A 26222-nucleotide genomic window follows, 5' to 3' on the forward strand; every position below is an offset into this window, starting at 1 on the left:
CGCCTGAGGCCCGCTCTTTAGCGTGCGAATAGGATTGTGTTTCATGCCGGCGCCTTTGCGGCGGGAAGCAGCCAGGCATCATCGATCTCGGGCAGCGGAATGGCGGCGAGGAGGTCGCGCGTGTAAGCCTGCTGCGGCTTCTCGAACAAAGTATCCGTCGCACTGGCTTCGACGATCGCGCCTTCGCGCATGACGATCACTTGCCGGCAGAGCCGCCGGATCACCGACAGGTCATGGCTGATGAAGGCGACGGTCAGGCCCATCTCCGCTGCAAGCTTTTCCAGCAGCGTCAGGATCTGTGCCTGCGTCGACACGTCGAGGCCTGAGACGATTTCGTCGGCCAGCACGAATTTCGGCGACAGCGCCAGCGCTCGGGCAATGCCGACGCGCTGGCGCTGGCCGCCCGACAATTCATGACGATAGCGGCTGGCGAAGCCTTGCGGCAGGCCGACGCGCTGAAGCGCTTCAGCAACTCGGGCTTTCAGATTGTCGCCGAGGCCATTCTGTTTGAGTGGTGCGGCGATGATGCTGGCGATGGTGCGGCGTGGGTTAAGCGACGACATCGGGTCCTGGAAGATCATCTGCAGATTGCGGCGCAGCGGCCGGAGTTCGGCCTCAGCCAGATGCGTGATGTCGCGGCCGTCGAAGATGACCTTGCCGGCGCTCGGCTCCAGAAGCCGCACTAAGGCGCGGCCAAGCGTCGATTTGCCGGAGCCGGATTCGCCGACGATGCCGGTCACCGATCCCTTTGGCAGGTCGAAATCCAGCCCTTTCAGGATCTCGGCCAAGGGCGCGCGGCCGATCAGCGGCTTGCGCGTCATGTCGGGCAGCGCGACCTTCAGCCCACGCACGGAAAACAGCGGCTCAGCCATGCGGGCGCCTCCAGGCCTGATCGGCGGCGGCGATCTCCGAAGCAAGCCCGGCCAGCACCGCCTCGTCCACCGGCTTCAGCGAGGCGAAGGGATCGGTGTAGCGTGGCGTCGCGGCCATCAGAGCTCGCGTGTAGGGGTGCTGCGGAGCGGCGAAGAGAGCGGCCGTTTCGGCCTCCTCGACCACCTTGCCAGCATAGAGCACCGAGACCTTCTGGCTGATCTTGGCGACGACGCCGAGATCATGGGTAACGAACAGGATCGCCGTGCCGTGCTCGCGCTGCAGTTGCGCGATCAGCCGCAGGATCTGCTTCTGCACAGTCACGTCGAGCGCCGTGGTTGGCTCGTCGGCGACGATCAGCCTTGGTTCGGCTGCGAACGCCGCGGCGATCAGCACGCGCTGGCGCATGCCGCCGGACAGCTCGTGCGGATAGCATTTGAGGACACGCTCGGGTTCGCGGATTTGCACCTCGTCCAGCAATTGGCGGATGCGTGCATCGGCCTTCTCGCCGCTCCAGCCGAGGATGCGCACCAGCCGGTCGGTCATCTGCGGGCCGATGCGGCGTGACGGGTTGAGCGCGGTCAGCGGGTCTTGCGGGATCAGCGCCGTGCGCGCGCCGATCAGCGTGCGCCTTGCCTTGGCCTGCAGTTTGCCGAGGTCCTCGCCCTCAAGCAGCATGTCGCCTTCGACGATGCGCACGCTCGAAGGCAGCACGCCAAGCACCGCCTTGCCGATCATCGTCTTGCCGGCGCCGCTCTCGCCGACCAGCGCGCGCACCTCGCCGGGCTCGACGGCGAGCGACACCGAGCGCAGCACGCGCAAGCCATTAGGCAGCACCGCGCTAAGGCTGCGTATGTCGAGGCAGGGTTTCGCCAGCGCGTTCATCGCAGCACCGGATCGAAACGTGCCCTGAGGCCCTCGCCAAACTGGCTGAACGACAGCACCGTCAGGATCAGCGTGACCAGCGGGAACACCAGCACCCACCAAGCCTGATGGATCGACAGGCGGCCCTCGGCGATGATGCCGCCCCAGGTTGGGTCGTCGGTCGAGATCGACAGATTGACGAAGGACAGGATCGCCTCGACGATGACGGCAATGCCCATCTCCAGCGACAGCAGCGCGACGATCGACGGCACCACATTGGGCAGCACTTCGCGCAGCATGATGCCGATGCGGCCGTAGCCGGCGATGCGGGCATTCTCGACATAGTCCATGCGCGACTGGCCCATCGTCTCGGCGCGGATCACCCGGCAGAAGCGCGTCCAGTCGATGACGGCAATGGCAATGATAACCGAGCTCAAGCCGGTGCCGAGCACGGCGACCAGAAGGATGGCAAACAGCACCGGCGGAAACGCCATCCAGACATCGACGATACGCGAGATGATGCGGTCGGCCCAGCCGCCGAAATAGCCGGCGATCAGCCCCAGCGTCGAGCCGACCAGGCAGGCGGCAAGGGCTGCCGCGAAGGCGACGATGAAGGCGATGCGGGCACCGAAGATCAGCCGTGACAGGAGATCGCGGCCGAGACTATCGGTGCCGAGCCAGTAGCCGGGCTCGGCTCCATCGAGCCAGAACGGCGGCAGGCGCTCCAGCATCAAATCCTGCGCCAGCGGGTCCTGCGGTGCGACCAGCGGCGCAAAAATTGCGGCCAGCAGCGCAATCAGCAGCCAGCCGCCGGCCAGCCACAGGCGTGCCCGCGAGCCATGTCTCGAAATGCGGGCCTCATCCATGGCGCAGCCTCGGATTGAGCAGGGCGTACATCATGTCGACGGCAAGGTTGATCAGCACAAACAGCAGCGCGAAGACCAGCACGATGCCCTGGATCAGCGGCAGGTCGCGGTTGATGACGGCATCGATCGCCATGTTGCCGAGACCTTCATAGGAAAACAGTCGTTCGACGATGACCGTGCCGCCGATCAGGAAGGTGAACTGCACGCCGACCAGCGTCAGCGTCGGCAGGGCCGCGTTCTTCAGCGCCTCGCGCAGGATGACCTGCGTTTCCGAAAAGCCCTTTACCCGCGCCAGCACGACGTAGTCGAGGTCGAGCACTTCCTTCAGCGACTGTTTCAGCAGCTGCGAGATGATCGCGGCCAGTGGCAGCGCCAGCGCAATCGCCGGCATCAGCATGTGTGCCAGCAGGTCCCTGGTCAGGTCGAAGCGCAGCCGTACGATGCTTTCGAACAGATAGAATTGCGTGGCGAAGGGCAGGTCGAGCTGCGGCGACACCCGGCCAGAAATGTCGAAGATAGGCACCAGCACGCCGAACAGAAGGATCAGCACCAGGCCCCACAGGAAATCGGGAATCGAGAGTGCCGCACCGCTGGCAATGTCGATGCCGGCTTCGACCGCGGTGCCGCGTTCGCGCGCGCCGAGGATCGCCGTCGTGCCGCCGATCGCCAGCGCCATCACAAGCGCGACGATGGCGAGTTCCAGCGTGGCCGGGAGGCGATTGAAGACCAGCCCAAGCACGTCCTGCCGCAGTGAGATCGACGTGCCGAAATCGCCCCTGACGACACCGGCCAGCCAGATGAAGAATTGCTGGACGATGGTCTTGTCCAGCCCGTAAAGCGCGCGCAGCCGAGCGATGTCGGCATCGGTCGCGCCGGGCGGCAGCATCATCGCGATCGGGTCGCCCGGCGCGACACGGATGACGATAAAGACGACGACGGCCACGCCGAACAGCGTGATCGCCATCGTCAGAAGACGGATCAGGAATCTTTGCAGCAGCATGGTCGCCCGTGGCGGAAAATGCGCGCCGTCATTCCGGACGGCGCGCGGCAAGCCGAAGACTGTCTCAGGCCGGGCTCATCAGCGCCGGCAGAAGTGCGCCCGACACATGCTGCACCACATTGACGCCCTTGGCATGCACGATCGGCTGCGCATACTGGATCAGCGGCAGCACATAGGCCTGTTCGGCGATGTATTTGTCGACGGCCTTCCAGCCGGCAATGCGCTTGGCCTCGTCCTTCTCGCCCCATAGTGGATTGATCATGTCGATCAGGTCCTGGCTGTCCCATACCGAATGCGGGCTTGGGCCATACATGGCAAAGCCGGTCGACGTGGTGGGATCGCCGATGGCATTGCCCCAATTGTAGAAGGCCGCCGGCGCCAGCTTGTCGGCGGCGCGCAGCTCGTAGTGCTTGGCGATCTCGTAGACCTCGATCGTTGCCTCGATGCCGACCTTGCGCCACATGCCGACGATCGCCTGGATCATCTCGTAGTCCTTGGGCTTGAAGCCCTTGGTCGTCTGTATCGTGAACTTGACCGGCTTTTCCGGCGAATAGCCGGAGGCGGCCAGCAGTTCCTTGGCCTTGTCCGGATTGTGCTCCACCTTGATCGACGCATCGTAGGCCTCGTATTCCGGCGTCTCCAGCGTATCGATGGGCTGGCCGTAACCGCGCAGCAGCCGGTCGACCAAAAGCTTTTTGTCGACCGCCATCACCGCCGCCTGGCGCACGTTCTTGTCCAGCATCACGTCGATGTCGTTGAAGAAGATCATGCCGATGTCGGAGACGTTCTTGCATGAGCCGGCAAGTCCATCCTTGGCGATCAGGCGGTCATATTCCTCATAGGGGATTTCCAGCGTCACCTGCGAGGAACCGGACTCGATCTCGGCGACGCGGCTCGCCGCATCGGTGACGAACTTGATGGTTACGTTTTCGAAGGCCGGCTTGCCGCCCCAGTAGTTCGGGTTGGCCTTGAGCCGCAGGAAGGCGTTGCGCTCGAATTTGTCGACCATATAGGGCCCGGTGCCGATCGGGGCTTTCTCAAAACCCTCGGCGCCGACCTTTTCGTAATAGGCCTTCGGCATGATGTAGCCGGTCAGGAACGACATCCACTTGAAATACACCGGGTCGAATTGCACGACGTCGCCGGTGATCTTGTTGCCGTCGATCTTGAAGTTGTTGACGTTCTTCCAGACGAACTGGATCGGGTTGCCGGTCTTTTCATCGCCCGCCCGCTGCAGCGACCAGACCACGTCTTCGGCCGTGAATGGCGAGCCGTCATGCCAGGTGACGCCCTCGCGCACCGTCATCATGATCTTGCTGCGATCCTCGTTCCAGCCCCATTCGGTGAGCAGGCCGGGCGCGAAAGAAAGATCCGGCTTCTGCGGGATGAACTGGTCGAACACCGACTGGTAGAGACCCTGGATGGTCGGGTTGACCGCCGAAGGCCCGGTGGTCGGGTCCCAGGACGGCAAATTGACATTGTAGGCGATGGTCAGTTCGCCGGCAGCCTTGGCGATTTGCGGCAGGCCGAGCGCCGTGGCGCCAAGTGCGGCCGCGCCATATCCGAGCAATTCTCGTCTGTTGATTGTCATGGTCGTTCCCCTGTTGCTTTTATGCGCGGTGTCGTTGTCAATCGGTGGGTTCAGGCTCCTTGGGCAACCGCGCCTTGTCCTCCTTCACCCTAGATGAAAAATGGAGCCTACCTCCCGCCAAGTTGTTGCGCGAGCATGTAGCCCGACGCCGCCCCGGTGCCGGCGCCGGGCCATGTTGCCGCCCCGGTCAGGTGCAGATTGCCGACCGGCGTGTTCCAGCCGGCGTAACCGCGCGCCGGCCGGAACAGGAAATTCTGCGCCAGATGATGGCTGCCGCAGATCTGGTCGCCGCCGACAAGGTTCGGGTTCTCGCGTTCGAGGTCGATGGGCGAGAACACGGCGCGGCCGAGGATCTTCCGACGAAGGCCGGGCGCATAGCGCTCGATAATGTCGAGGACGCGCTCGGCGTAGTGCTCCCTAGCCTCGTCCCAGTGAGCCGCCGCGATCGTGCCCGCTGCATCGCCTGCAATCTCGGCTGGCAGCATGCGCACCTGCACCCAAAGTACGTGCTTGCCGTCCGGCGCGCGCGAGGGATCGACGGCCGTCGGCTGGCCGACGACCAGCACCGGTTCATCCGGCAGCATGCCTGCCATCACCTGCTGGTAGGTCAGCGACATGGCGTCGAGCGACGGCGAAAGGTGCACATAGGCGAACTGCCGAAGCTCGGCGCCGGCGCGCCAGTCCGGCAGATCGTCGAGCGCCAGATGGATCATCAACGTCCCCGGCGCGTGGCGGAATTTTTTCACGGCCGTGTCGAAGCCGGTGTCGCCCGATCCGTTAGGCAACAGTTTCCCGGTCAGCGCCTTGGGCGCGACACCGGCGATGACGGCCTTGGTGGCTGTGTGGGTCTCGCCGGAAGCGAGCCGCACGCCGGTCGCTTTGCCGGCCGAAACCGTGATCTCGGCGACATCAGCCCCGGTGACGATCTTGCCGTCGGCGGCCGTGAGCATGCCCGACAGAGCGCGGATAATGGTGTCGGCGCCGCCTCTGCCGAGCACCATGCCGAAGCGCTGGTTGGCCATGGATTCGAGGTAAGGGAACACCGCGCCGCCGGCGATATCGGGGGCGAAGTCGAGATGCATGCCCCAGGTGGCGAGCGTCGCCCTGACATGCGGTGACTGGAAAGTCTCCTCGAGCCAGGCGCGGGGTGACGAAAGCAGCAACCGACCAGTATCGAGCGCGCCGGCAAAACCCTTCTTGCGCCAGAGGTTCCAGGCGGTGCCGGCGAGCGCACGGCCGCTCATCGGCGAGCCCAGCAGCCGGAACAGATGCTCGGCCTCCGCCGGGAATGCCGCAACCAGACGGCGCCATGTCTGTGCGTCGGCGTCGGAAAAAGCGGCCATGCGCGAGGCGGTCTTTTCCAGGTCGCTGCTGACGCCGAACCAGCGACCGTCGGGGAAGGCGCTGGCAAAACAGTCGGCCACCGGCACGAATTCCAGCCCGTGGGTTTTCAATTCATTTGCATATTTCTTGTGAAAGGCCGAGCCGGCGAACAGGCTGAGATTCATCGCGCCGAAATCGTGCCGGAAGCCCGGAAGCGTCAATTCGCGCGTCTGGACGGCGCCGCCGATCGTTGCATTACGCTCGAAAACTGCCGTTTTCCAGCCTTTGAGCGCCAGATGCGCGGCGCATGCCAGACTGTTGTGGCCTGCCCCGACAAATACGGCGTCGAACTCGCTCACGCCCCGTCCCATTTGCTTTATGCTTAAAGATAATTGCAGATGCATATGTTTTCGTCTAGTAGGATATTAAGGGCCGCGAGAGCCTTCAGCACCATCGAGAAAGAGGGAACAGAGACCATGGACACACAACAACTTCTAGGCGAAGTCGCCGGCCAGCTGCTTTCAGGCGCCATCCAGGTGGTCGACCTGACGGCGCCGCTCGGGCCCAACACGCCACTGATCAAGCTGCCGCCGGAACTGGCGGTCGACACGCCGAAGATCGAGATCCACGCCATCTCCGCCTATGACAAGAATGGCCCGTGGTGGGCGTGGAACTGGCTCAAGCTCGGCGAGCATTCGGGCACCCATTTCGACGCACCCAACCACTGGATCACCGGCAAGGATTATCCGGACGGCGCCACCGACACCATTCCGGCGCAGAACTTCGTCGGCCCGGTCAACGTCATCGACTGTTCGAAGCAAGCGGCAGCCGATCACGATTTCCTGCTCACCGTCGATCACATCAAGGCATGGGAAGCCGAACATGGCGCTATCAATCCCGGCGAGTGGGTGGTGATGCGCACCGACTGGTATAAGCGCAACGGCTCGGAAGCCGAGTTCCTCAACGCCAATGAGACCGGACCGCACACGCCTGGCCCGACCGCCGAAGCCATCCAGTATCTGATTAGCAAGGACATCAAGGGCTGGGGCAGCGAGACGATCGGCACGGATGCTGGAAAAGCAGGGGGAATGGAGCCGCCGTTTCCGGCGCACAGCCTGATGCACAAGGCCAACCGCTACGGCCTCGCCAGCCTCTGCAACCTCGACCGGCTGCCGCCGAAAGGCGCGATACTGATCGCTGCACCGCTCAAGATCGAGCACGGCACCGGCAGTCCGATCCGCGCGTTGGCGTTGGTGCCAAGGCAATAGGGTAGCTGCGGTCTTCGGGAGAAGATCATGTGCGGAAATGGCACTGTGGTGACGGAGTGGGAGCGGCAGCCTTGCAAAGCTGCGGCTCTACGGCGCCGTAGAGCGCCAATCTCTGCAATTGAACTCCTGCCGGCTAGGAGCACGCATCGATGAGCGCTCCCGATCACATCGTCGTCGGCAGCGGCATCAACGCGCTGGTCTGCTCGGCGATGCTTGGCGGCAAGGGGGCGAAGGTGCTGGTGCTCGAGCGCAACGACCGCATCGGCGGCTGCATGCGAACCGAAGAAATCACCGCGCCCGGCTTCATCCACGACGTGATGGCGACGACCTTTGTCCTGTTCATCACCTCGCCGGCGTATGCGGCGCTGGGCAAGGATCTGGCGCGGCACGGCCTGGAGTTTTGCAACACCTCCACGCCGACCGGTGTGCTGCGCCCGGACGGCAGCCATGCCGTCCTGCGCACAGATCGTATCGCCAATGTAGCGGCGATCAATGCGCTTGCCGCGGGCGACGGCGACCGGCACGCAAACGATGTCGGCAAGATCGAGCGCAACGCCGGTCTGCTGTTCGGACTGCTCGGTGGCAGCCTGTGGTCCTACCCGACGGCCAGGCTGCTGGCGGGTGAAGCCTGGCGGTGCGGCCCGCGTGGCCTTGCCGCCTTTCTCGGCAGCGCGCTGGTGCCGGCGCGCGGTTGGCTGGAAAGCACCTACCAGTCGGAAACCATGCGCGCGCTGTGGGCACCCTGGGTGCTGCATGCCGGCCTCGGGCCTGAGGACGCGTTCTCCAGCCAGATCGCCAAGGTCATCGCCTTCGCGCTTGAGGCGGCCGGCGCGCCGATCGTCAAGGGCGGTGCCAGGAATCTGCTGGCCGCCTTCGAAGCCTTGATCAGGGAACGCGGCGGCGAAATCCGCACCGGCGCCGACGTCGCGGCTATTGTCCAAAGCAGAGGCCGCGCCGCCGGCGTGCGGCTGGCTTCGGGCGAAACGATCAACGTGAACAAGAGCGTCATCTGCTCGGTCACGCCGACCCAGCTCTACCAGCGGCTGCTCGGCGACGCGGCGCCGAAAGCCGACGTCGAGGCAGCGCAAAAATACCGCTACGGCAAGGGCAATTTCCAGATCCACTATGCCTTGGACAAGCCGCCGGCATGGCGCGGCGAGGGCCTGGATAAAGTCGCGCTGCTGCATCTGACGCCGGGGCTCGACGGCGTCTCGAAGGCCTGCAACGAAGCCGTGCGCGGCATGCTGCCGGAGGTGCCGACCATGTGCGTCGGCCAGCCGCACGCGCTCGACCCATCGCGCTGCCCGGACGGCAAGGCGGTCCTGTGGCTGCAACTGCCCGAGGCGCCACGGCATATCAAGGGCGATGCCGCCGGCAAACTGCAGACACCGGCAGACGGTCGCTGGACCGAGGCGCTGCGCGAAGCCTATGCCGACCGTGCCGAAGCGATCCTCGCCAGCCATATCGATGGGTTCAAGGACAGCGTCATCGCACGCCGCGCCTGTTCGCCGACCGACCTGGAAGCGATGAACATCAATCTGGTCGGCGGCGACCCCTATGGCGGTTCCTCGGCTATCGACCAGTCGTTTCTGTGGCGGCCGTTCAAGACGAGCCGCAATCACGCCACCGGGGTCAGGGGTCTCTACCACATCGGTGCCTCGACCCATCCGGGTGCTGGCTTGGGCGGCGGCTCCGGCTTTCTCCTGGCGGGGAGGCTGTGATGGAACAGAACGTTGAAAAGCGCCAGCGCATCTCGACTTTGGGCCAGATCGGCCTGCAGCAATTCGCGCCCTATCTGATGAACCGCATCATGGGCCGCTACAACGCCACCTTGCGTGACAATTTCCGCAAGCAGGGCCTGACCATTCCGCAGGTGCGCACGCTGGCCGTGCTGTCGGTCACCGATGGCGTCACCGTCAACGATCTCTCGGTCTATACCGTCATCGAGCAGTCGACCTTGAGCCGCACGCTCGACACGCTGGAGGGGCAAGGGTTTGTGCGGCGCGAGCAGGGGGTCACCGACAGCCGTATCCGCCATGTGTTCCTGACCGACGATGGCCGCGCCGAGTTCGCGCGCGCCTGGCCGGCCATGCACGACGCTTTCGAGGCAATGTTCGACGATGTCGACGATGCCGAATACGCGGCGCTGATCGCGACATTGCAGAAGATGCTGAAGAACATTCGCAAGCACGACATCTGATCTTACGCGCCGCCATCGGGGCGGTAACGGAAGGAGCCCAAAATGGCCGAACGGTCTTTTGCCAAGGAAGTCGAAAAGCTCAGGCTCGGCGCCGGCGAGGAGTTTTCCGGCGAAGGCATTCTCGCCATCACCAAGGCGCTGCTGCAATGCGGCGTCGGCTATGTCGGCGGCTATCAGGGCGCGCCGATCAGCCATTTGATGGACGTGCTGGCCGACGCGCAGGATATCCTGGGCGAGCTCGGCGTGCATTTCGAGGCGAGCGCCTCGGAAGCCACGGCCACCGCCATGCTTGCCGCATCGGTGCATTATCCTATCCGCGGCGCGGCGACCTTCAAGTCGACGGTCGGCACCAATGTCGCCTCCGACGCGCTCGCCAATCTCGCTTCCGGCGGCGTCACCGGCGGGGCATTGATCATCGTCGGCGAGGACTACGGCGAAGGCTCCTCGATCATGCAGGAGCGCAGCCACGCCTTTGCCATGAAGAGCCAGGTCTGGCTGCTCGACCCGCGACCGAACCTGCCGTCGATCGTCAAGGCGGTGGAGGACGGCTTCGAGCTGTCCGAGGTTTCCAACACGCCGGTCATGCTGCAGGTCCGTATTCGCTGCTGCCATGTCCACGGCCATTTCATCGCCAAGGACAACAAGCGCCCGGCAATGACTGTGGCCGATGCGCTCGAGGCGCCGCGCCGCGACACCGGCCGCATCGTGCTGCCGCCCGCGTCCTTCCTGCACGAGAAGGAAAAGGTGCAGAAACGCTGGCCGGCGGCGGTGGATTTCATCCGCACCAACAAGATCAACGAGTTTTTCGGCCCGGAGCACGGCTCGGTCGGCATCGTCATGCAGGGCGGCATGTACAATTCGGTCATCCGGGCGCTGCAGCGGCTTGGCCTCGCCGACACTTATGGCGACACCGACGTGCCGCTCTATGTGCTCAACGCCGTCTATCCCTTAGTCGACGACGAGTTCCTGTCTTTCTGCGAAGGCAAGGACGCCGTCCTCGTCGTCGAGGAAGGCCAGCCCAACTACATCGAACAGGCCTTTGCCGCGATGCTGCACAAGGCCGGCCGCGGCACCAGGCTCGTCGGCAAGGAACATCTGCCTATGGCCGGCGAATATACCGGCCAGGTGATGCTCGACGGCATCGGATCGTTCCTGCGCGCCACCATCCCGCATCTGCTGCCAAGCGAGGTCCGCGCGCCGAACAAGATCGGCGACGGGCTCGACATCGCCGACCTGATCAACGTCGTCCCGGGCCGGCCGCCCGGCTTCTGCGTCGGCTGCCCGGAGCGGCCGATCTTCGCCGCCACCAAGCTGGTCGAGCAGGAGCTGGGCAAGCACCACATCGCCTCCGACATTGGCTGCCATCTGTTCTCGATCATGCCGCCTTTCGAGCTAGGTGCCACTACCATGGGCTACGGGCTGGGGCCGGCCTCGGCTTCGGCGTTCAATTCGCCCGATGCCAAGCGCCGCTCGATCTCCTTCGTCGGCGACGGCGGCTTCTGGCACAACGGTCTGACCTCGTCGATCGGCAACGCGGTGTTCAACAAGAACGACGGCGTCATCGTCATCGTCGACAATTTCTATTCGGCCGCCACCGGCGGCCAGGACATCCTGTCGTCCCGCGCCGGCAACAAGACCAAGTCGACCAAGCACCCGATCACCGAGGCGGTGAAGGGCATGGGCGTCAAATGGCTGCGCCACATCGACCGCACCTACGACGTAACCAAGATGCAAGACACGCTGCGCGAGGCGCTGACGACGGACGAAAAGGGCCCGAAAGTCATTGTCGCCTCGTCCGAATGCATGCTCAACCGGCAGCGCCGCGAAAAGCCGCTGGTCGACAAGGCGATCAAGGGCGGGGCGCGCATAGTCAAGCCGAAATTCGGTGTCGACGAAGATATCTGCACCGGCGACCATGCCTGCATGCGGCTGTCCGGCTGCCCGTCGCTGTCGGTGAAGTCGCTGGACGACCCCCTGCGCGACGATCCGGTGGCGCATATCGACCAAAGCTGCGTCGGTTGCGGCAATTGCGGCGAGGTCGCCGATGCGGCGGTGCTCTGCCCATCCTTCTACCGCGCCGATGTCGTGCACAATCCGAGCCGCTGGGACCGTTTCCTTGAAGCCGCTCGCCGCGCCATGATCGGTCTCTTGCAGCGGCGCCGTGAAAGCCGGCGCCTGATATTCGCCGATGCTTGACGCCGTGCCCTCATCGCGCTCGAAAGCCGGCGCCCCCGAAGACGAGCGCGTCATCAAGCTTGCCGTGCTGGCGGTCGGTGGCCAGGGCGGTGGCGTGCTGGCCGACTGGATCACCGACGTCGCCGAGCGCAACGGCTACGTCGCGCAATCGACCTCGGTCGCCGGCGTCGCCCAGCGCACCGGCGCCACCATCTATTATGTCGAAATGTGCCCCGACACCGGCCGCCTGCCGGTCTTCGCGCTGTCGCCGTCGCAGGGCGACGTCGACATCCTGATTGCCGCCGAACTGATGGAGGCCGGCCGCGCCATCATCCGCGGCTTCGTCACGCCCGAGCGCACGACGCTGATCGCCTCGTCGCACCGCATCGCCGCGGTCTCGGAGAAGATCGAGCCCGGCGACGGTCGCGCCTCGTCCGCCAAGGTGCATGCCACGGCGGAAGCCGCGGCCAAGCGCTTCATTGCCTTCGACATGGAGAAGATCGCCGCCGACAATGGCTCGATGATCTCGGCCAGCCTGCTCGGCGCGCTGGCCGGCTCCGACGCCTTGCCGTTCAGTCGCGAAAGCTATGAGCAGGCGGTCAGTGCCGGCGGCCGCGGTGTGAAGGCCAGCCTCGCCGCCTTCGGCGCCGCCTACGATCGGGCGCGCGGCATCGCGAGTGCGCCTTCGGGCGACAAGACTGCAGGGCCGGCGGCCGCTGAAACCGGCTCGGGCGCCGCGACAGAAGTCAGCGGCCCGGAAAGCCTGTTGAAGGGCTGGCAACAATTGGCGGCGCGCGTCGCTACGCTGCCTGTACCCGTGCGCGACATGGCGCTTCGCGGCCTGAAAAAAGTGGTCGACTATCAGGACGTTGCTTATGGCGGCGAGTATCTCGATAGGCTCGACCGGGCCGTCGCTCTGGACGATGCCGAACACGCCTACGCGCTGTCGATCGCCGCCGCCAAGCATCTGGCCAACGCCATGTGCTACGACGACATGATCCGCGTCGCCGACCTGAAGACGCGCTCTAGCCGCGACCGACGCGTACGCCGTGAGGTTGGCGTCAAGGACGGCTCGGTCCTGCAGGTGACCGAATATTTCCATCCGCGCATCGAGGAATTCTGCGGCACGCTGCCGGCCGGGCTCGGCAGCTACATCGAGGCGCGGCCGAAGCTCGCCGCCTTCCTCGACCGCCGCATCAACCGCGGCCGCCATATCCGCACCGACAGTTTTGCCGGCTTTGCCGCATTGTGGTTCATCGGCGGCCTGCGCCGCTGGCGCCGCCGGCTGCTGCGCCACAAGGTCGAGACCGCGCATCTCGAGCGCTGGTATGCGCTGGCGCTCGGCCATGTCGGCGAGGACTACGCGCTTGGCACGGAGATCCTCAACTGCCGCCGGCTGATCAAGGGCTACAGCGACACCCACGCCCGCGCGCAGTCGAAATTCGACCGCGTGCTGTCGGCGCTCGACCTGGTCAAGGGCCGCCCGGACGCCGCAGACTGGATCCGGCGCCTGCGCGAAGCCGCGCTGAAGGACGAAAAGGGCGACATGCTCGACGGCGCGCTGAAGACCGTGGCGTCGCTGGGCGACGGCGACGTTCCATCAAGTTGATCTGTGAAATGGTCCCGTTTAATTCATCGAGAATTTTGGTGCCGCTTAGGTGACTCGAACACCTGACCCCATCATTACGAATGATGTGCTCTACCAACTGAGCTAAAGCGGCCCGGGAAACCGAGCTTCCAAGATGGGCTGCGTGATAGACGCAACCGGCCGCGAATTCAAGATGGCAGTCGCGATTTCAGGACGAGGCATTTCGTGCCGCCTCCGGCCGGGCGCAAGGGCAGCCGCCGCGCGGATCTACCATTGGCCGCGTGATGCCGTATCGGCAGGCCGTCCCGTCCGCCACGTTGGCCGTGGCGGGAAAATCAGCGAAAAATGTTGATTCCTTTACCGAAAACCGCCGAAATGAGCTTTGTGCCCCTCGGCAAGGCAGAATGCGGCCGCTCGCTTGTTGATTGATTGGTCGCCTGCGGCTAACGATCATGGCAATGTGAGTGAAATTGCAGAGGGAATTCGCTTGGACGCGATCGAAAAAGCGATCCGCAATGCCTTCGAGAAAGGCAATGCCGACGACCGGGCGTTTCGCGAGCGGGTCTATCGATCGGCTTTCGCGGCACTCGACCGTGCCCTGCAGGCCAATCCAAACGTCACGGTGGAGGTCGCCATCAAGCGCCGCAAGGCGGTCCAGGCGAAGATCACCGAAATCGAATCGGAATTCCTGCCGGCGGTTGCCGACGTCGCCGCGCCGACCGACAGTTTGCAGGCAGCACCGGCGGTGGAGCCTCCGGCTGAAACTGAAACCGAAGCCGAGCCCGCGCCGTCGCCCGATGTCGTCGTTGACGGTCCAGCGCAGCCGCCCGAATCCGATGCGCCGCGGTCGCGCGTCCTGCCGGTCGTTCCCGACATCATGCCCGATGCGCCTGTTCCCGAGGCGCCGGTGATCGACATGGGGGCCTCGGTTCCGACCGAAGCCGACGTCGAAACCGACGATGCGGAAGTGACGCCCGACCGCGACGACCGGCGGGCGAGGCGGCGGCGCCTGCCCTTGACCGCGATCTTCTTCGGTGTGACGCTGCTCGCAGCCGCCGGCATCGGCCTTTATTTCGCCAACCAGACCGGCGTCTTCAAATCGGCGACCGAGCTCGACACAGCGCCACCGGAAGCGTCGCCAACGGTCGACGGCGAAGATTTCACGCCGGACGACACCGCTTCGCCGCCGAAGCAGGGCGAGCAGGACGAGGCGCGCGACTGGATCAACGTTTTTTCGCCGGGTGACCCGACGCAGGTCAATGCACCGTCGGACGCCAAGGCCGACGTCATCCAGGACGAAAGCGGTTCCTTCCTGCGCATCCGCTCGGGGGCATCCGGCTCGGCCATCAGCTTCGACGTCGGACAAGGCGTGTTGGAAAAACTAGCCGGCAAGCATGCCACATTCGACATCATCGCGCGCTCCGAGGAGGGGCAGGAGACGCAGATTTCCGTTGATTGCAATTTCGGCGAACTCGGCGACTGCGGCCGCAAGCGCTATGCGGTCGGTCGCGAGCGCAATGAATATCTGTTCGACGTGCGCTTTCCCGACAAGCGTCCGGGTGCTGCCGGCACCATCGCCATCAATTCCGACTTCGATAAGCAGGGCAAGTCGGTCGACATCTACGAGATCCGCGTTTCAGTCGTTCCCTAAAGCACGTCGCGTTCGGACCGGTCTTATGCGACGCACTTTAGGTTCTTGTTTTGATGCATGTCGTTACCGCAAAACCGCTGCACACTTTTTGCTCGACATGCATTAACTATCGAGCAGCGCCTGCAGCGTCTCGATGCGGTCGGCTTCGGCCGCCGGCTTGTCCCAGCGCAGCCGCGAAATGCGCGGAAAGCGCATGGCAACGCCGGATTTGTGCCGCGTCGAGCGGTTGAGCCCTTCGAAGGCTACCTCAAGCACCAGCCCGTTCCTGCGGTCGGCCCGTACCGAGCGCACCGGGCCGAAGCGCTCGATCGTGTTGTCGCGGACATATTTGTCGATCTGCCTCAGTTCCTCGTCGGTGAAGCCGAAATAGGCTTTTCCCACCGGCACCAGCTCCTCCGATCCTTCCGGCCCGGACCAGACGCCGAATGTGTAGTCGGAATAGAAGCTCGAACGCTTGCCGTGGCCGCGCTGGGCATACATCAGCACCGCGTCGACCGTGTGCGGATCGCGCTTCCATTTGAACCACGGGCCCTTCGGCCGCCCGGCCACATAGGGCGAATCCCAGCGCTTCAGCATGACGCCTTCGATGACCGGATGCAGCGGCTTGCGGCGCAATTCCTCGAGTGCCTGCCAGTTGGTGAATTCGACCAGCGGCGACAGATCGAAGCGGCTCGGATCGAGTGTCCTGACGAAGGCCTCGAGCCGGCCGCGCCGTTCGCGGAAGGGAAGTCCGCGCACATCCTCGTCACCAATCTGCAGCGCATCGTAGCAGCGCATGAAGGCCGGGTATTGCTGCTGGATCTTGGGTGACACGCTCTTGCGGTTCAGCCGCTGCTGCAGATCCGAGAAGGTGCCCGTCGCCTGCCTGGGGTCTCCGACCAGAAGCTCGCCGTCGAGGGCGCCGGAAAAATCCATCGCCTCCGCAAGGTCCGGAAAGGCACCCGAGACATCGTCACCGGTGCGCGAATAGAGCCGGCGAATGCCGCCTTCGCAAACCGCCTGGACGCGGATGCCGTCCCATTTCCATTCGGCCGCGTAGTCGGCCGGGTCGAGCTTTTCGAGGTCGCCGTCGCCGACGGCATTCGACAGCATCACTGGCCTGAACAGCGCCAGCGCCGTCTTCCTGGGTTTTTCCGCTTTACCCTCCAGCCAGGCGAACAGCGCGAGATAGGGCGGCGTCAGCCCGTGCCAGAGTTCCTCGATCTCGGCGATTTCGACCTTGCCGAAATCGGCCAGCGCCTGCTTGGCAAGCCGCGCCGAGACGCCGATGCGCAGGCCGCCGGTGACCAGCTTTATGATGGCAAAGCGCGCCGAAGTGCTGGCGCTGTCGAGCAGCCGGGCCAGCACTTGCGGCCCGTCGGAACGGCTCGCCGCCTGCAGCTTGGCCACCACCTCGGCCAGCGTCGGCTCGTGGTTCGCAATGTCGACCGGCGCCTGCGGCCAGACCAGCGATACGGTCTCGGCCAGGTCGCCGACATAGTCGTAGGAATACCCGAACAGCACCGGATCCATGCGCTCGATCACCAGTGTGCGCAGCATCGCCGGCTTGACCGCGGCGATGGACAGATCGCCGGTGATGGCCGCCAGCGCCAGCCCGCGGTCCGGATCCTCGACGCTGCGGAAATAATCGGTCAAAAGCGTCAGCTTGCCGTTGCGCGACGGCGTCAGGACGAGGCGGTCGAGAAGCTCGGCGAAGCGGTTCATGACGGTGAGAACCATGGGCGGGCGTCGCGTTCTATCGCGCCCCCCTCTGTCCTGCCGGACATCTCCCCCTCAAGGGGGGAGATTTGCTGTCGCGACTGCTTTCGCCAATTTCCAACGTTGCAGGATGAGCGGCAAAACCAAAGCTGCCGATCTCCCCCCTTGAGGGGGAGATGTCCGGCAGGACAGAGGGCGGCGCCGCAGAGCGCCGTACCGGCGATTGCTGGATCCAAAAACACCATCAATCGCCCTCGTCCTCGTAGCCGACGAGATGCAGCGGCCGAGCCGCAATGCCTTCGAGCTCGCACCAGCGCACCAGCGCCTCCTCGCGGCCATGCGTTACCCAGATTTCTTCGGCGCCGGTCTCCTTGATCGTGGCGGTCAACTCGCCCCAGTCGGAGTGGTCGGAAATGATCAGCGGCAGCTCGACGCCGCCCTGCTTGGCGCGCTGGCGGATGCGCATCCAGCCTGAGGCGAAGCACGACATCGGATCGGGAAAACGCCGCGCCCAGCGATCGGCGAAGGCGGATGGCGGGCCGACGACGATGGCGCCGGCAAAGTCGCTTTTTTGGCCGGTCTCGACGGTCGCCGGTTCCAATGTGCCGAGATCGATATTCTGGCTCTGGTAATACTCGCTGAGCTTGGCCAGCGCGCCGTGGATGTAGATCGGCTTTTCGTAGCCGGCATCGCGCAGCAGCCGCATGACGCGCTGCGCCTTGCCCAGCGCATAGGCGCCGACCAGATGCGTTCGCTCGGGAAACTGCTCGGTCGATTTCAGCAGCCGGGCGATCTCTTCGGTATCGGGCGGATGCCGAAACACCGGCAGACCGAACGTCGCCTCGGTGATGAAGACGTCACACTTGAGCGGCTCGAACGGCTCGCAGGTCGCGTCCTTCTGGCGTTTATAGTCGCCGGACGCGACGATGCACGTACCCTGATGCGCGACCTTGATCTGGGCCGAGCCAAGCACATGACCAGCCGGGTGAAAGCTGACGGCCACACCGCCAAGCGCAATCGTCTCGCCGAGCACGGCGGCTTGCGTCGTTCCGGCAAAACTGTCGCCGTAGCGCAGCCCCATGATGTCGAGCGTCTGCTGCGTCGCCATCACCGAGCGGTGGCCGGAGCGGGCATGGTCGGAATGGCCATGTGTGATCAGCGCCCGGTTGACCGGCCGCACCGGGTCGATGAAGAAATCGCCGGGCGGGCAATACAGCCCTTCCGGCCGGGGATGAAGCAGGTCGCTGGCGCGCATGGCCCCAAGATAGGCGCTAATTCCGGCGCGGGAAGCCTGTTGTATGTCACTGCTGACTCCAGCATAGAGCGCAAGCCGGCTGCAAACACCCGGCGGAACCCGATCGCATGAAACCGCTCCAGACCTCGTCCGGCGATTTGACCGCCGACCGCCGCGCCGACTATGCCGAAATGCTCTATGCATCCGGCGATCATGCGGCAGCGGCGGAATTGCTGCTCGGCGCGCTCGAACTGGCGCCGCAATGGCCAGCCGGCTGGTTCCGCCTCGGCGAGATGCAGGAAGCGGCGGGCGCGCGCGATCGTGCCGCGCAGGCCTGGACGACGGCACTGCGGCTCGACCCGGCGGACAGGCTCGGCGCGGTGCTCAAGCTGCAATTGATCGGCAGGGCAGCGGCGGCCCAGGCGCCGCCCAGCGCCTTTGTCGAGACGCTGTACGACCACTATGCCGGGAGTTTCGAGGCTGAACTGGTCGACAGGCTCGGCTATCGTCTGCCCGAATGCCTCGACCGCGCCATCCAGGCAGCACGGCCGGGCCGGTTTTCGCTGGCGCTCGATCTCGGCTGCGGCACCGGCCTCATGGGCCAGAAGCTGCGGCCGATCGCCGACCGGCTGGAGGGTTACGACATCTCGGCCGCCATGCTGAGGCAGGCGCGCGCCAAAGGCGTCTACGATCTGCTCGTCAAGACGGACCTGCAGGATTTTTGCTATTCTGGCCCGAAAGCCGATCTGGTGACGGCGGCCGATGTGTTCATCTATGTCGGCGCACTCGAAAAGGTGGTGAACAAGATTGCCGGAATGCTTGCCGGCGGCGGTCTGTTTGCGTTCTCCGTCGAGACGCTCCCGGGCGGAGAATCGTCTGACAGCGCCGGCTTCGCCCTGCTGCCGTCCCGCCGCTACGCGCATTCCCAAAGCTATGTAGAGCGGGTTCTGGACGCCGACGGCTTTTCAGTCCTGTCGCTGCAGGCAACGATCATCCGGCAGGATCGCCGCCAACCGGTCGAAGGGCTGGCCGTAGTGGCAAGCTTGCTTTCCGGCAGCGTAAAATCTGGCTAAGACTTCTGCCGCTGCGCATGAGAAGCCGCAGCTGCGAACGACAAGGAGCACGTTCATGCGCTGGAACATGACGGTCTTGGCATCTTGCCTGGCGATGGCCGGCTGCGTCGGCAATTCGATGTCCGAACGGCAGGACGAAAACGTCCAGTCCTCGCTGCAATATGACAAGGTGCCTTGCGATCAATTGCTGGCGCAACGAAACGGCCTGGCGCAGCAATATCATCTGCCGGTGGACGCCAAGCCGTCCTTCTCCAACCCGGCGACGGGCTTTGGCCCGTTCACGCCGGATATGCGCTCGAAAGCCAAGCGCGATGCCGACCAGGCAAGCGGCAAGATCGACGCCATGAACCGGTCGATTGCCCGCCGCGAATGCGGCAAGCCGGCCAAGCAGAACAAGCTCGGCCTGACCTGACCGGATCCTAATCCGCCACCTTCCACTGCTCGCGCGAGGCGCTGGCGGGATAGACGCCGAGAATGCGCATTTCGCGCGAGAAAAAGCGCAACTCGTCGAGTGCCAGCTTCACCAGCGGATCGTCGGGATGGCCCTCTATGTCGGCGTAGAACAGCGTCGCCGTAAACGCGCCGAGCTGGTAGCTTTCCAGCTTGGTCATGTTGATGCCGTTGGTGGCAAACCCGCCCATCGCCTTGTAGAGCGCTGCCGGCACGTTGCGGACGCGGAAGATGAAGGTCGTCATCATCCTGGCGTCGGCCGAGGGGCGCTCGGCCCATTGCTTGTTCTTGGTCAGCACGACGAAGCGGGTAACGTTGCTGTCGGTGTCCTCGACATTCTCTTCGATGATGTCGAGCCCGTAGAGCGTCGAGGCCAGCGCCGGCGCCAGCGCGGCCATGGTGCGGTCCTTCATTGCGGCGACCATCTTGGCGGCGCCCGCGGTGTCGCCGGCCACCGTCGCCTTCCAGCCGTTCTTGCGGATGTATTTGCGGCATTGGCCGAGCGCGTGGATGTGGCTGTGCACGGTCCTGATCTCGTCGCGCCTGACGCCGGGCAGCACCATCAGCTGGAAGTGGATCGGCAGAAAGTATTCGCCGATGATGTGCAGCTTCGATTCCGGCAAGAGGTGATGGATGTCGGCGACGCGGCCGGCAATGGTGTTCTCGATCGGGATCATCGCCAGATCGGCTTTGCCGGTCTCGACCGCATTGAAGGCGTCCTCGAAGGTCGGGCACGGCAACGGCTCCATCGACGGGAACATGTTGCGGCAGGCGGTGTCGGAATTGGCACCCGGCTCGCCCTGGAAGGATATTTTGTTGGTCTTTTCAGGCATGCGCAGTGTCTCGGGATTGGGGGAGGAATTTCTTAGTTGGAAAGGAGCGCCCTGGCGCGTTCGAGATCGTCCGGCGTATCGACGCCAAGCGGCACCGACTGGACGATCTCCGCATCGATGCGCATGCCGGCCTCCAGCGCCCGCAATTGCTCCAGCCGCTCGCGGCGCTCCAGCGGCGACGGCCTCAGCGCAACGAAGCGTTCGAGTGCGGCGCGGCGATAGGCATAGAGGCCGATGTGATGGTAGAGCGGGCCTTCGCCCCAGGGCGCGGTGGCGCGGGTGAAATAGAGCGCCCTGAGCCGTGTCGCCGAGAGTGGCGAGCCGACCAGCTTGACGACGTTCGGATTGGTCTTTTCCTCGTCGCGGACGATCTCGACGCAGAGCGTGGCGATATCGACCGCTCTGTTCTCGAAAGGCTTCAGCGCGGCGCCGATAACAAGGGGGTCGATGGTCGGCAGATCGCCCTGCACATTGACGATCGTCTCGACGCTGTTGCCAGGGTCGAGAATGGCCAGCGCTTCGAAGATGCGGTCGGAGCCGGTTTCGTGGTCCGCCCGCGTCATCACCGCCTCGAAATCATGCGCGCGCACCGCCTCCGCAACGCCTTGCGTATCGGTGGCGACGACCACCCGGCCGAGCCCGGCCTCGGCAGCGCGGCGGGCGACGTGGACGATCATTGGAGTGCCGGCAATGTCGGCGAGCGGCTTGCCCGGCAGGCGGGTCGAGGCCATGCGGGCCGGGATCAGGATGAGCGTGGACATGAGGCGGGCAGGGGCTCGAAAAAGAGGAGGACAAAGTGGCAAAAGGTCTCACTGGCAGCGCCCTTATAGGTGTTGCAACGCCGGAGCAAAAGACCTAGTTTCCGCGCGATTTGGCCGGTTCCACCGGGTGGATCACGATACCGACGGACGGAGTGGACGGATCGGTCCGCCGGAAAGGGAGCCTGGGGCGTATGGATTCCAACGAAGTCAACAAGCTGCTCGCCGGTCTCCTCGGAACCGTGTTCATCGTCTTTTCCGTTGGCATCGTGTCCGACGCGCTGTTTGCCTCGCCGGCGCCGGAAAAGCCCGGCTTCGCCATCGAGGCGACCGAGCCCGCCGAAGGCGGCCCGGCCGCTCCCGCCGCGGCCGTGAAGCCGATTGCCGAGCTGCTGACCACTGCCAACGCCGAAGCGGGCGCCGCCATCTTCAAGAAATGCCAGGCTTGCCACTCCGGCGAAAAGGGTGGCCCCAACAAGGTCGGCCCCGATCTCTGGGATATCATCGACCGTCCGGTCGCCGAGCATGAGGGCTTTGCCTATTCTGCCGGCATGAAGGAGTTCTCCAAGGGCGGCAGCGAGAAGTGGACCTATGACAATCTCAACCACTTCATCACCTCGCCGAAGAAGTTCGTGAAGGGCACCGCGATGGGCTTCGCCGGCCTGCCCAAGGATGAGGACCGCGCCAACGTCATCGCCTATCTGCGCACGCTGTCGGACAATCCTAAGCCGCTGCCGGCGCCCGGCGCCTCGGCCGAAAATGAGCCCGCCAAGCCGGCCGAAGGTGCGGCCCCTGCCAAGCCGGCAGAAGGCGCGGCGCCAGCCGCTCCGGCGCCGGCTGCGCCCGCAAAATAACAAAACTGTAATGGCATAATCCTTGAAAAAGCCGGGTTCAGCCCGGCTTTTTCGTTAGGAAAAATGCATATGCGACGACAAAGCCGCTCGGTTGCGGTTTTCAGCGCCGCCAAATGATCTAGATTGGGCCCAGACGCTATGGTGACGGCGCTATATCGCGAAGAGGAGAACGCATGACGGTTGGCCGAGCGCGGACGCTTCTGAAATCGGTACTGATGCTGGCTGCTTTTGCCGGCGGCCTGCAGGCGACCTTTGCGGACGAATGGCGCACGACCTCCTCGCTGATCGGCGAATCCAAATACGGCGATAATTTCCAGCACTACGATTACGTCAATCCGGATGCACCGAAGGGCGGCACAGTGAACTCAGTGGTGCTCGGCACGTTCGACAGCTTCAATCCTTACATCGTGCAGGGTTCGCCGGCCGCCGGCTTCGCGCAGTTCGGCGGCGGCCTGCTCTACGACACGCTGATGGAGCAGGCGACGGACGAGGGCAGCACCAGCCATCCGCTGATCGCCGATGCCTATAAATATCCGACCGACTATTCCTCGGCGACCTATCGTCTCGACCCGCGGGCCAAATGGCATGACGGCCAGCCGATCACCACCGACGACGTGATCTGGTCGTTCCAGGTGCTGAAGGCCAACAGCCCGCAATATAGCCGCTATTTCGAAAACGTCACCGACGCGGTCGCCATCTCCGACCGCGAGGTCGAGTTCCATTTCAACCAGAAGGGCAACCGGGAGCTACCGAAGATCCTCGGCGATCTCGTCGTGCTGCCCAAGCACTGGTGGGAAGGCACCGACGCCAACGGCAAGAAGCGCGACGTCACCAAGCCGACGCAGGAGCCGCCGCTCGGCTCGGCCGCCTACAAGATCGCGAGCTTCAAGCCGGGGTCCGAAATCATCTGGCAGCGCGTGCCCGATTACTGGGCGGACAAGCTGCCCGTAAAAATCGGCCGCGAGAATTTCGACAGGCAGCGTTTCACGTATTTTCTCGACGACAATGCCGCCTGGCAGGCCTTCACCAAGGGCGGCTTGGACGACATCAAGCCGGAGAACAGTTCGAGGCGCTGGAACACGGCCTATAATTTCCCGGCAGTCCAGGCCGGCGACGTCATCAAGAAGGAATTCAAGACCGCGTCGCCCGAACCGATGCAGGCCTTCATGCTCAACACCAGGCGCCCGCTGTTTAGGGATCGCCTGGTGCGCGCCGCGCTGATGTATCCGTTCGACTTCGAGACGATGAACCGGACCCTGTTCTTCGGTTCCAACACCCGCACCAGCAGCTATTTCCAGGGCACGGAACTGGCGTCGAGCGGCCTGCCGCAGGGCAAGGAACTTGAAATCCTCGAGCAGTACCGTGACAAGCTGCCGCCTGAAGTCTTTACCCAGGAATTTAAGCTGCCGGTCTACGACACCCCGCAGGCTGAGCGCAAATACCTGAAGACCGCGGTCGATCTGTTCGCCAAGGCAGGCTGGGTCATCAAGGGCGGCAAGATGGTCAACGCCAAGACCGGCGAACCGTTCAAATTCGAGATCCTCGGCTGGAACGACACCGACCAGGTCATCGCCAGTCCGTATATCGCCAATCTGCGCAAGATCGGGGTCGACGCGACGCTGCGCCTCATCGATCAGACCCAGTATATCAACCGAGTCACTCACTTCGACTTTGACGTGGTCACTTCGATACTCGGGCAGTCGGACTCTCCCGGCAATGAACAGCGCGATTTCTGGAGTTCCAAGGCCGCCGATTCGCCGGGATCGCGCAATTACGCCGGCATCAAGAATCCGGTCGTCGATGCGCTGGTCGACCGGGTCATCTTTGCCACCGACCGCGACGATCTGGTTGCCACCACCCATGCGCTCGACCGGGTGCTGCTGTGGAACTATTATGTCGTGCCGCAATATTACCGCGCCGTGGTCTGGCTCGCCTACTGGAAAAAGTTCGGCATGCCGGAGAAGCAGCCCGCATATAGCGGCGTCGACCAGAATTCCTGGTGGATCGACCCGGACAAGGAAAAGGCGCTGGCGGCCAAATACAAGAGCGGCAATTGATGGCAGCGCTGCCTCGTCGCGACTTCCTCGCCCTGGGCGGTGCTGCCGCCGCTGCGGCACTGCTGCCAGGCCGAGCTTTCGCGGCCATTCCGACCGGCGTGAAACTGCACGGGTTGTCGGCTTTTGGCGATCTCAAATACGGGCCGGATTTCACGCATTTCGACTATGTCAATCCAGACGCTCCCAAGGGCGGCCGGATGAATTTCGGCCCGCCGAACTCCACCCTCAATCAGAGCTTTCTGACTTTCAACACGTTGAACTCGCTGGTGTTGAAGGGGGATTCGCCGCCGCGCACCGAGCTCTGTTTCGATTCGCTGATGGCAAGGGCGCTCGATGAGCCGGATGCGGTCTACGGCGTGCTTGCCGAATCCGTTACGTTGTCGCAGGACCGCAACGGCTTCCGCTTCAGCCTGCGGCCACAAGCGCGCTTCCATGACGGCTCGCCCCTGACGGCCGAGGACGTTGCCTTCGCCTTGAACCTCTACAAAGACCGGGGACACCCGAACCTTTCCCAAGCGCTGCGGCATATGACGGATGCGGTCGCAATCGATCCGCTTACTGTCAGCCTTACCTTCAACGGCAAACAGTCGGCGCAGAATATCCTCGCGATCGCCGTAATGCCGATCGTGTCCAAAGCCTTCTATACGGCCAATGATTTCGACGCCTCGACGATGACCCCGCCGCTCAGCTCCGGGCCGTACAAGATGGGACGGGTCGTGGCAGGGCAGACTATCGAATATGAACGCGTCGCCGACTATTGGGGGCGCGATCTCGCCGTGAACCGCGGGCTTAATAATTTCGACCGTATCCGTATCGATTTCTATCTTGATCGCCAGGCAGCGTTTGAAGCGTTCAAGAAAGGCGATACGCATTTTCGCGAGGAATTCACCGCGCGGGTATGGGCGACCGGTTACGACTTTCCGGCCCTGAAGGACGGCAGGGTCGTCAAACGGGAATTTCCCGGCGAGAAATCGCCCGACATGCAGGCTGTCGCGCTGAACCAGCGCCGGCCGCAATTCCGCGATGTGCGCGTGAGACAGGCGATCGCCTATTGCTTCGATTTCGAATGGACCAAGCGGGTACTGTTTTTCGGCTCCTACGAGCGCTCGCAATCGAACTTCGAACGATCGGACTACAAGGCCGAGGGCCTGCCCTCGCCCCAGGAATTGAAACTGCTGGAGCCGTTTCGAGCCGAGTTGCCGCCGGAAACCTTCGGCGAACCGGTGGTGCAACCCGTCTCGGACGGTTCCGGTCACGACCGTAAGGTGCTGCGCGAAGCTTCGAGACTGCTTGCCGAAGCCGGCTGGAAGCGAGCGGGCAATTTCGTCGTCAATGAGAAGGGCGAGCGACTGCGGGTGGAAATGCTGGCCGAGGACGAGGGTCTCGTTCGCATTTTCGCGCCGTGGTCCGAGAATATGAAGGCGATTGGCATCGACGCTTCGATCCGGCAGGTCGATTCGACGCAATTTGAAGCGCGGCAAAGCAACTACGATTTCGATTTCAACATGCTACATTGGTTGATCGGGGCGACGCCTACTGCCGACGGCCTGGAAATCCTCTACAATTCCCGGATGGCGAAAACGCCGGGGATGCGCAACTATCCGGGCACGGAAAGCAAAGCCATCGACGCGCTGATCGAGGCAGCCGGCAAGGCGCAGAGCCGGATCGAACTCGTCACAGCGCTCAACGCGCTCGATCGGGTCTTGCGCGCGCGGCTAGACTGGATTCCAACATATCATCTGGCGAATCACCGGGCAGCCTTCTGGGACATGTTCGGCTTTCCCGCTCAAAAGCCGGATTACGACTTTCCGGTCGAGACGCTGTGGTGGTTCGACAAAGACAAGGCGGCAAAGATTGGCAAAGCCTGAG

Annotated in this window: 21 protein-coding genes and 1 tRNA gene; 11 read left to right on the top strand and 11 right to left on the bottom strand. The window is 63.9% G+C overall.

Features of this window, described 5'->3' with window-relative positions; all coding sequences use genetic code 11:
- Nucleotides 1-41: 41 nt before the first annotated feature.
- The 6 genes from NKI54_RS06770 to NKI54_RS06795 form a co-directional block, all read right to left on the bottom strand.
- On the bottom strand, nt 42-872 hold the full coding sequence (locus NKI54_RS06770; protein ID WP_023676838.1) for an ATP-binding cassette domain-containing protein: 831 nt from the start codon (nt 870-872) through the stop codon (nt 42-44).
- Nucleotides 865-1755, bottom strand: a complete 891-nt coding sequence (locus tag NKI54_RS06775) for an ABC transporter ATP-binding protein (protein ID WP_031211797.1) — start codon at nt 1753-1755, stop codon at nt 865-867. Before NKI54_RS06775 ends, NKI54_RS06770 begins: the two co-directional genes overlap by 8 nt.
- Nucleotides 1752-2600: an ABC transporter permease gene (locus tag NKI54_RS06780; RefSeq protein ID WP_023676840.1), complete on the bottom strand. Its 849-nt coding sequence runs from the start codon at nt 2598-2600 to the stop codon at nt 1752-1754. The genes NKI54_RS06775 and NKI54_RS06780 overlap by 4 nt, the downstream gene beginning before the upstream one ends.
- A complete protein-coding gene (locus NKI54_RS06785; protein ID WP_023676841.1) occupies nt 2593-3600 on the bottom strand; it encodes an ABC transporter permease in 1008 nt (335 codons plus the stop codon). The genes NKI54_RS06780 and NKI54_RS06785 overlap by 8 nt, the downstream gene beginning before the upstream one ends.
- A gap of 64 nt (nt 3601-3664) precedes the next feature.
- Nucleotides 3665-5191 (bottom strand): ABC transporter substrate-binding protein, encoded by a 1527-nt coding sequence (locus NKI54_RS06790; protein ID WP_023676842.1) that lies wholly within the window; start codon nt 5189-5191, stop codon nt 3665-3667.
- A gap of 107 nt (nt 5192-5298) precedes the next feature.
- A complete protein-coding gene (locus NKI54_RS06795; protein WP_352691001.1) occupies nt 5299-6873 on the bottom strand; it encodes a phytoene desaturase family protein in 1575 nt (524 codons plus the stop codon).
- 117 nt (nt 6874-6990) lie between these two features.
- On the opposite strand from NKI54_RS06795, the gene NKI54_RS06800 reads away from it, so the two are divergent.
- The 5 genes from NKI54_RS06800 (at nt 6991) to NKI54_RS06820 (ending at nt 13766) form a co-directional block, all read left to right on the top strand.
- Nucleotides 6991-7782, top strand: a complete 792-nt coding sequence (locus tag NKI54_RS06800) for a cyclase family protein (RefSeq protein ID WP_023676844.1) — start codon at nt 6991-6993, stop codon at nt 7780-7782.
- 149 nt (nt 7783-7931) lie between these two features.
- On the top strand, nt 7932-9503 hold the full coding sequence (locus tag NKI54_RS06805) for a phytoene desaturase family protein (protein ID WP_352691003.1): 1572 nt from the start codon (nt 7932-7934) through the stop codon (nt 9501-9503).
- Nucleotides 9503-9982 carry a MarR family winged helix-turn-helix transcriptional regulator gene (locus NKI54_RS06810; protein WP_352691005.1) on the top strand — a complete coding sequence of 160 codons (480 nt, stop codon included), beginning with the start codon at nt 9503-9505 and terminating at the stop codon, nt 9980-9982. Before NKI54_RS06805 ends, NKI54_RS06810 begins: the two co-directional genes overlap by 1 nt.
- 42 nt (nt 9983-10024) lie before the next feature.
- Nucleotides 10025-12178 carry a thiamine pyrophosphate-dependent enzyme gene (locus NKI54_RS06815; RefSeq protein WP_352691007.1) on the top strand — a complete coding sequence of 718 codons (2154 nt, stop codon included), beginning with the start codon at nt 10025-10027 and terminating at the stop codon, nt 12176-12178.
- Complete coding sequence (locus tag NKI54_RS06820; RefSeq protein WP_352635811.1) at nt 12171-13766, top strand: indolepyruvate oxidoreductase subunit beta family protein; 1596 nt, start codon at nt 12171-12173, stop codon at nt 13764-13766. The genes NKI54_RS06815 and NKI54_RS06820 overlap by 8 nt, the downstream gene beginning before the upstream one ends.
- A gap of 36 nt (nt 13767-13802) precedes the next feature.
- On the opposite strand, the gene NKI54_RS06825 is transcribed toward NKI54_RS06820, so the two are convergent.
- Nucleotides 13803-13878: transfer RNA gene (locus tag NKI54_RS06825), tRNA-Thr, on the bottom strand.
- Nucleotides 13879-14232: 354 nt separating this feature from the next.
- Here NKI54_RS06825 and NKI54_RS06830 point away from each other — a divergent pair.
- Entirely contained in the window at nt 14233-15396 is a 1164-nt protein-coding gene (locus tag NKI54_RS06830; RefSeq protein WP_352691009.1) for a hypothetical protein, read from the top strand.
- 102 nt (nt 15397-15498) lie between these two features.
- Here NKI54_RS06830 and NKI54_RS06835 read toward each other — a convergent pair whose 3' ends face one another.
- Complete coding sequence (locus NKI54_RS06835) at nt 15499-17100, bottom strand: cisplatin damage response ATP-dependent DNA ligase (RefSeq protein ID WP_352635863.1); 1602 nt, start codon at nt 17098-17100, stop codon at nt 15499-15501.
- Nucleotides 17101-17338: 238 nt separating this feature from the next.
- Entirely contained in the window at nt 17339-18349 is a 1011-nt protein-coding gene (locus NKI54_RS06840) for a ligase-associated DNA damage response exonuclease (RefSeq protein ID WP_023676852.1), read from the bottom strand.
- A 107-nt stretch (nt 18350-18456) separates the two neighbouring features.
- Here NKI54_RS06840 and NKI54_RS06845 point away from each other — a divergent pair, with 107 nt between their 5' ends.
- Both NKI54_RS06845 and NKI54_RS06850 read left to right on the top strand, forming a co-directional pair.
- Complete coding sequence (locus tag NKI54_RS06845) at nt 18457-19401, top strand: methyltransferase domain-containing protein (protein ID WP_352635808.1); 945 nt, start codon at nt 18457-18459, stop codon at nt 19399-19401.
- Between the two features lie 55 nt (nt 19402-19456).
- The gene (locus NKI54_RS06850) at nt 19457-19813 is read left to right on the top strand and encodes a hypothetical protein (RefSeq protein ID WP_023676854.1); all 357 of its coding nucleotides are present in this window, start codon (nt 19457-19459) and stop codon (nt 19811-19813) included.
- A 7-nt stretch (nt 19814-19820) separates the two neighbouring features.
- Here the strand turns inward: NKI54_RS06850 and NKI54_RS06855 are convergent, their stop codons facing one another.
- On the bottom strand, nt 19821-20684 hold the full coding sequence (locus NKI54_RS06855; protein ID WP_023717847.1) for a prephenate dehydratase: 864 nt from the start codon (nt 20682-20684) through the stop codon (nt 19821-19823).
- 32 nt (nt 20685-20716) lie between these two features.
- Nucleotides 20717-21445 (bottom strand): 3-deoxy-manno-octulosonate cytidylyltransferase, encoded by a 729-nt coding sequence (locus NKI54_RS06860; RefSeq protein ID WP_352635806.1) that lies wholly within the window; start codon nt 21443-21445, stop codon nt 20717-20719.
- A 191-nt stretch (nt 21446-21636) separates the two neighbouring features.
- Between NKI54_RS06860 and NKI54_RS06865 the strand changes: the two genes are divergently transcribed.
- The 3 genes from NKI54_RS06865 to NKI54_RS06875 all read left to right on the top strand — a co-directional run bounded on the left by NKI54_RS06865 (nt 21637) and on the right by NKI54_RS06875 (nt 26221).
- Nucleotides 21637-22296 carry a c-type cytochrome gene (locus NKI54_RS06865; protein ID WP_352455085.1) on the top strand — a complete coding sequence of 220 codons (660 nt, stop codon included), beginning with the start codon at nt 21637-21639 and terminating at the stop codon, nt 22294-22296.
- 173 nt (nt 22297-22469) lie between these two features.
- Nucleotides 22470-24353: an extracellular solute-binding protein gene (locus NKI54_RS06870; protein WP_352635804.1), complete on the top strand. Its 1884-nt coding sequence runs from the start codon at nt 22470-22472 to the stop codon at nt 24351-24353.
- Nucleotides 24353-26221, top strand: coding sequence for an extracellular solute-binding protein (locus tag NKI54_RS06875; protein ID WP_352635802.1), 1869 nt, complete (start codon nt 24353-24355; stop codon nt 26219-26221). The genes NKI54_RS06870 and NKI54_RS06875 overlap by 1 nt, the downstream gene beginning before the upstream one ends.
- The last annotated feature ends 1 nt before the right edge of the window (nt 26222 follow it).

Source organism: Mesorhizobium sp. M0663 (assembly GCF_040320585.1).
Classification (GTDB): Bacteria; Pseudomonadota; Alphaproteobacteria; order Rhizobiales; family Rhizobiaceae; genus Mesorhizobium.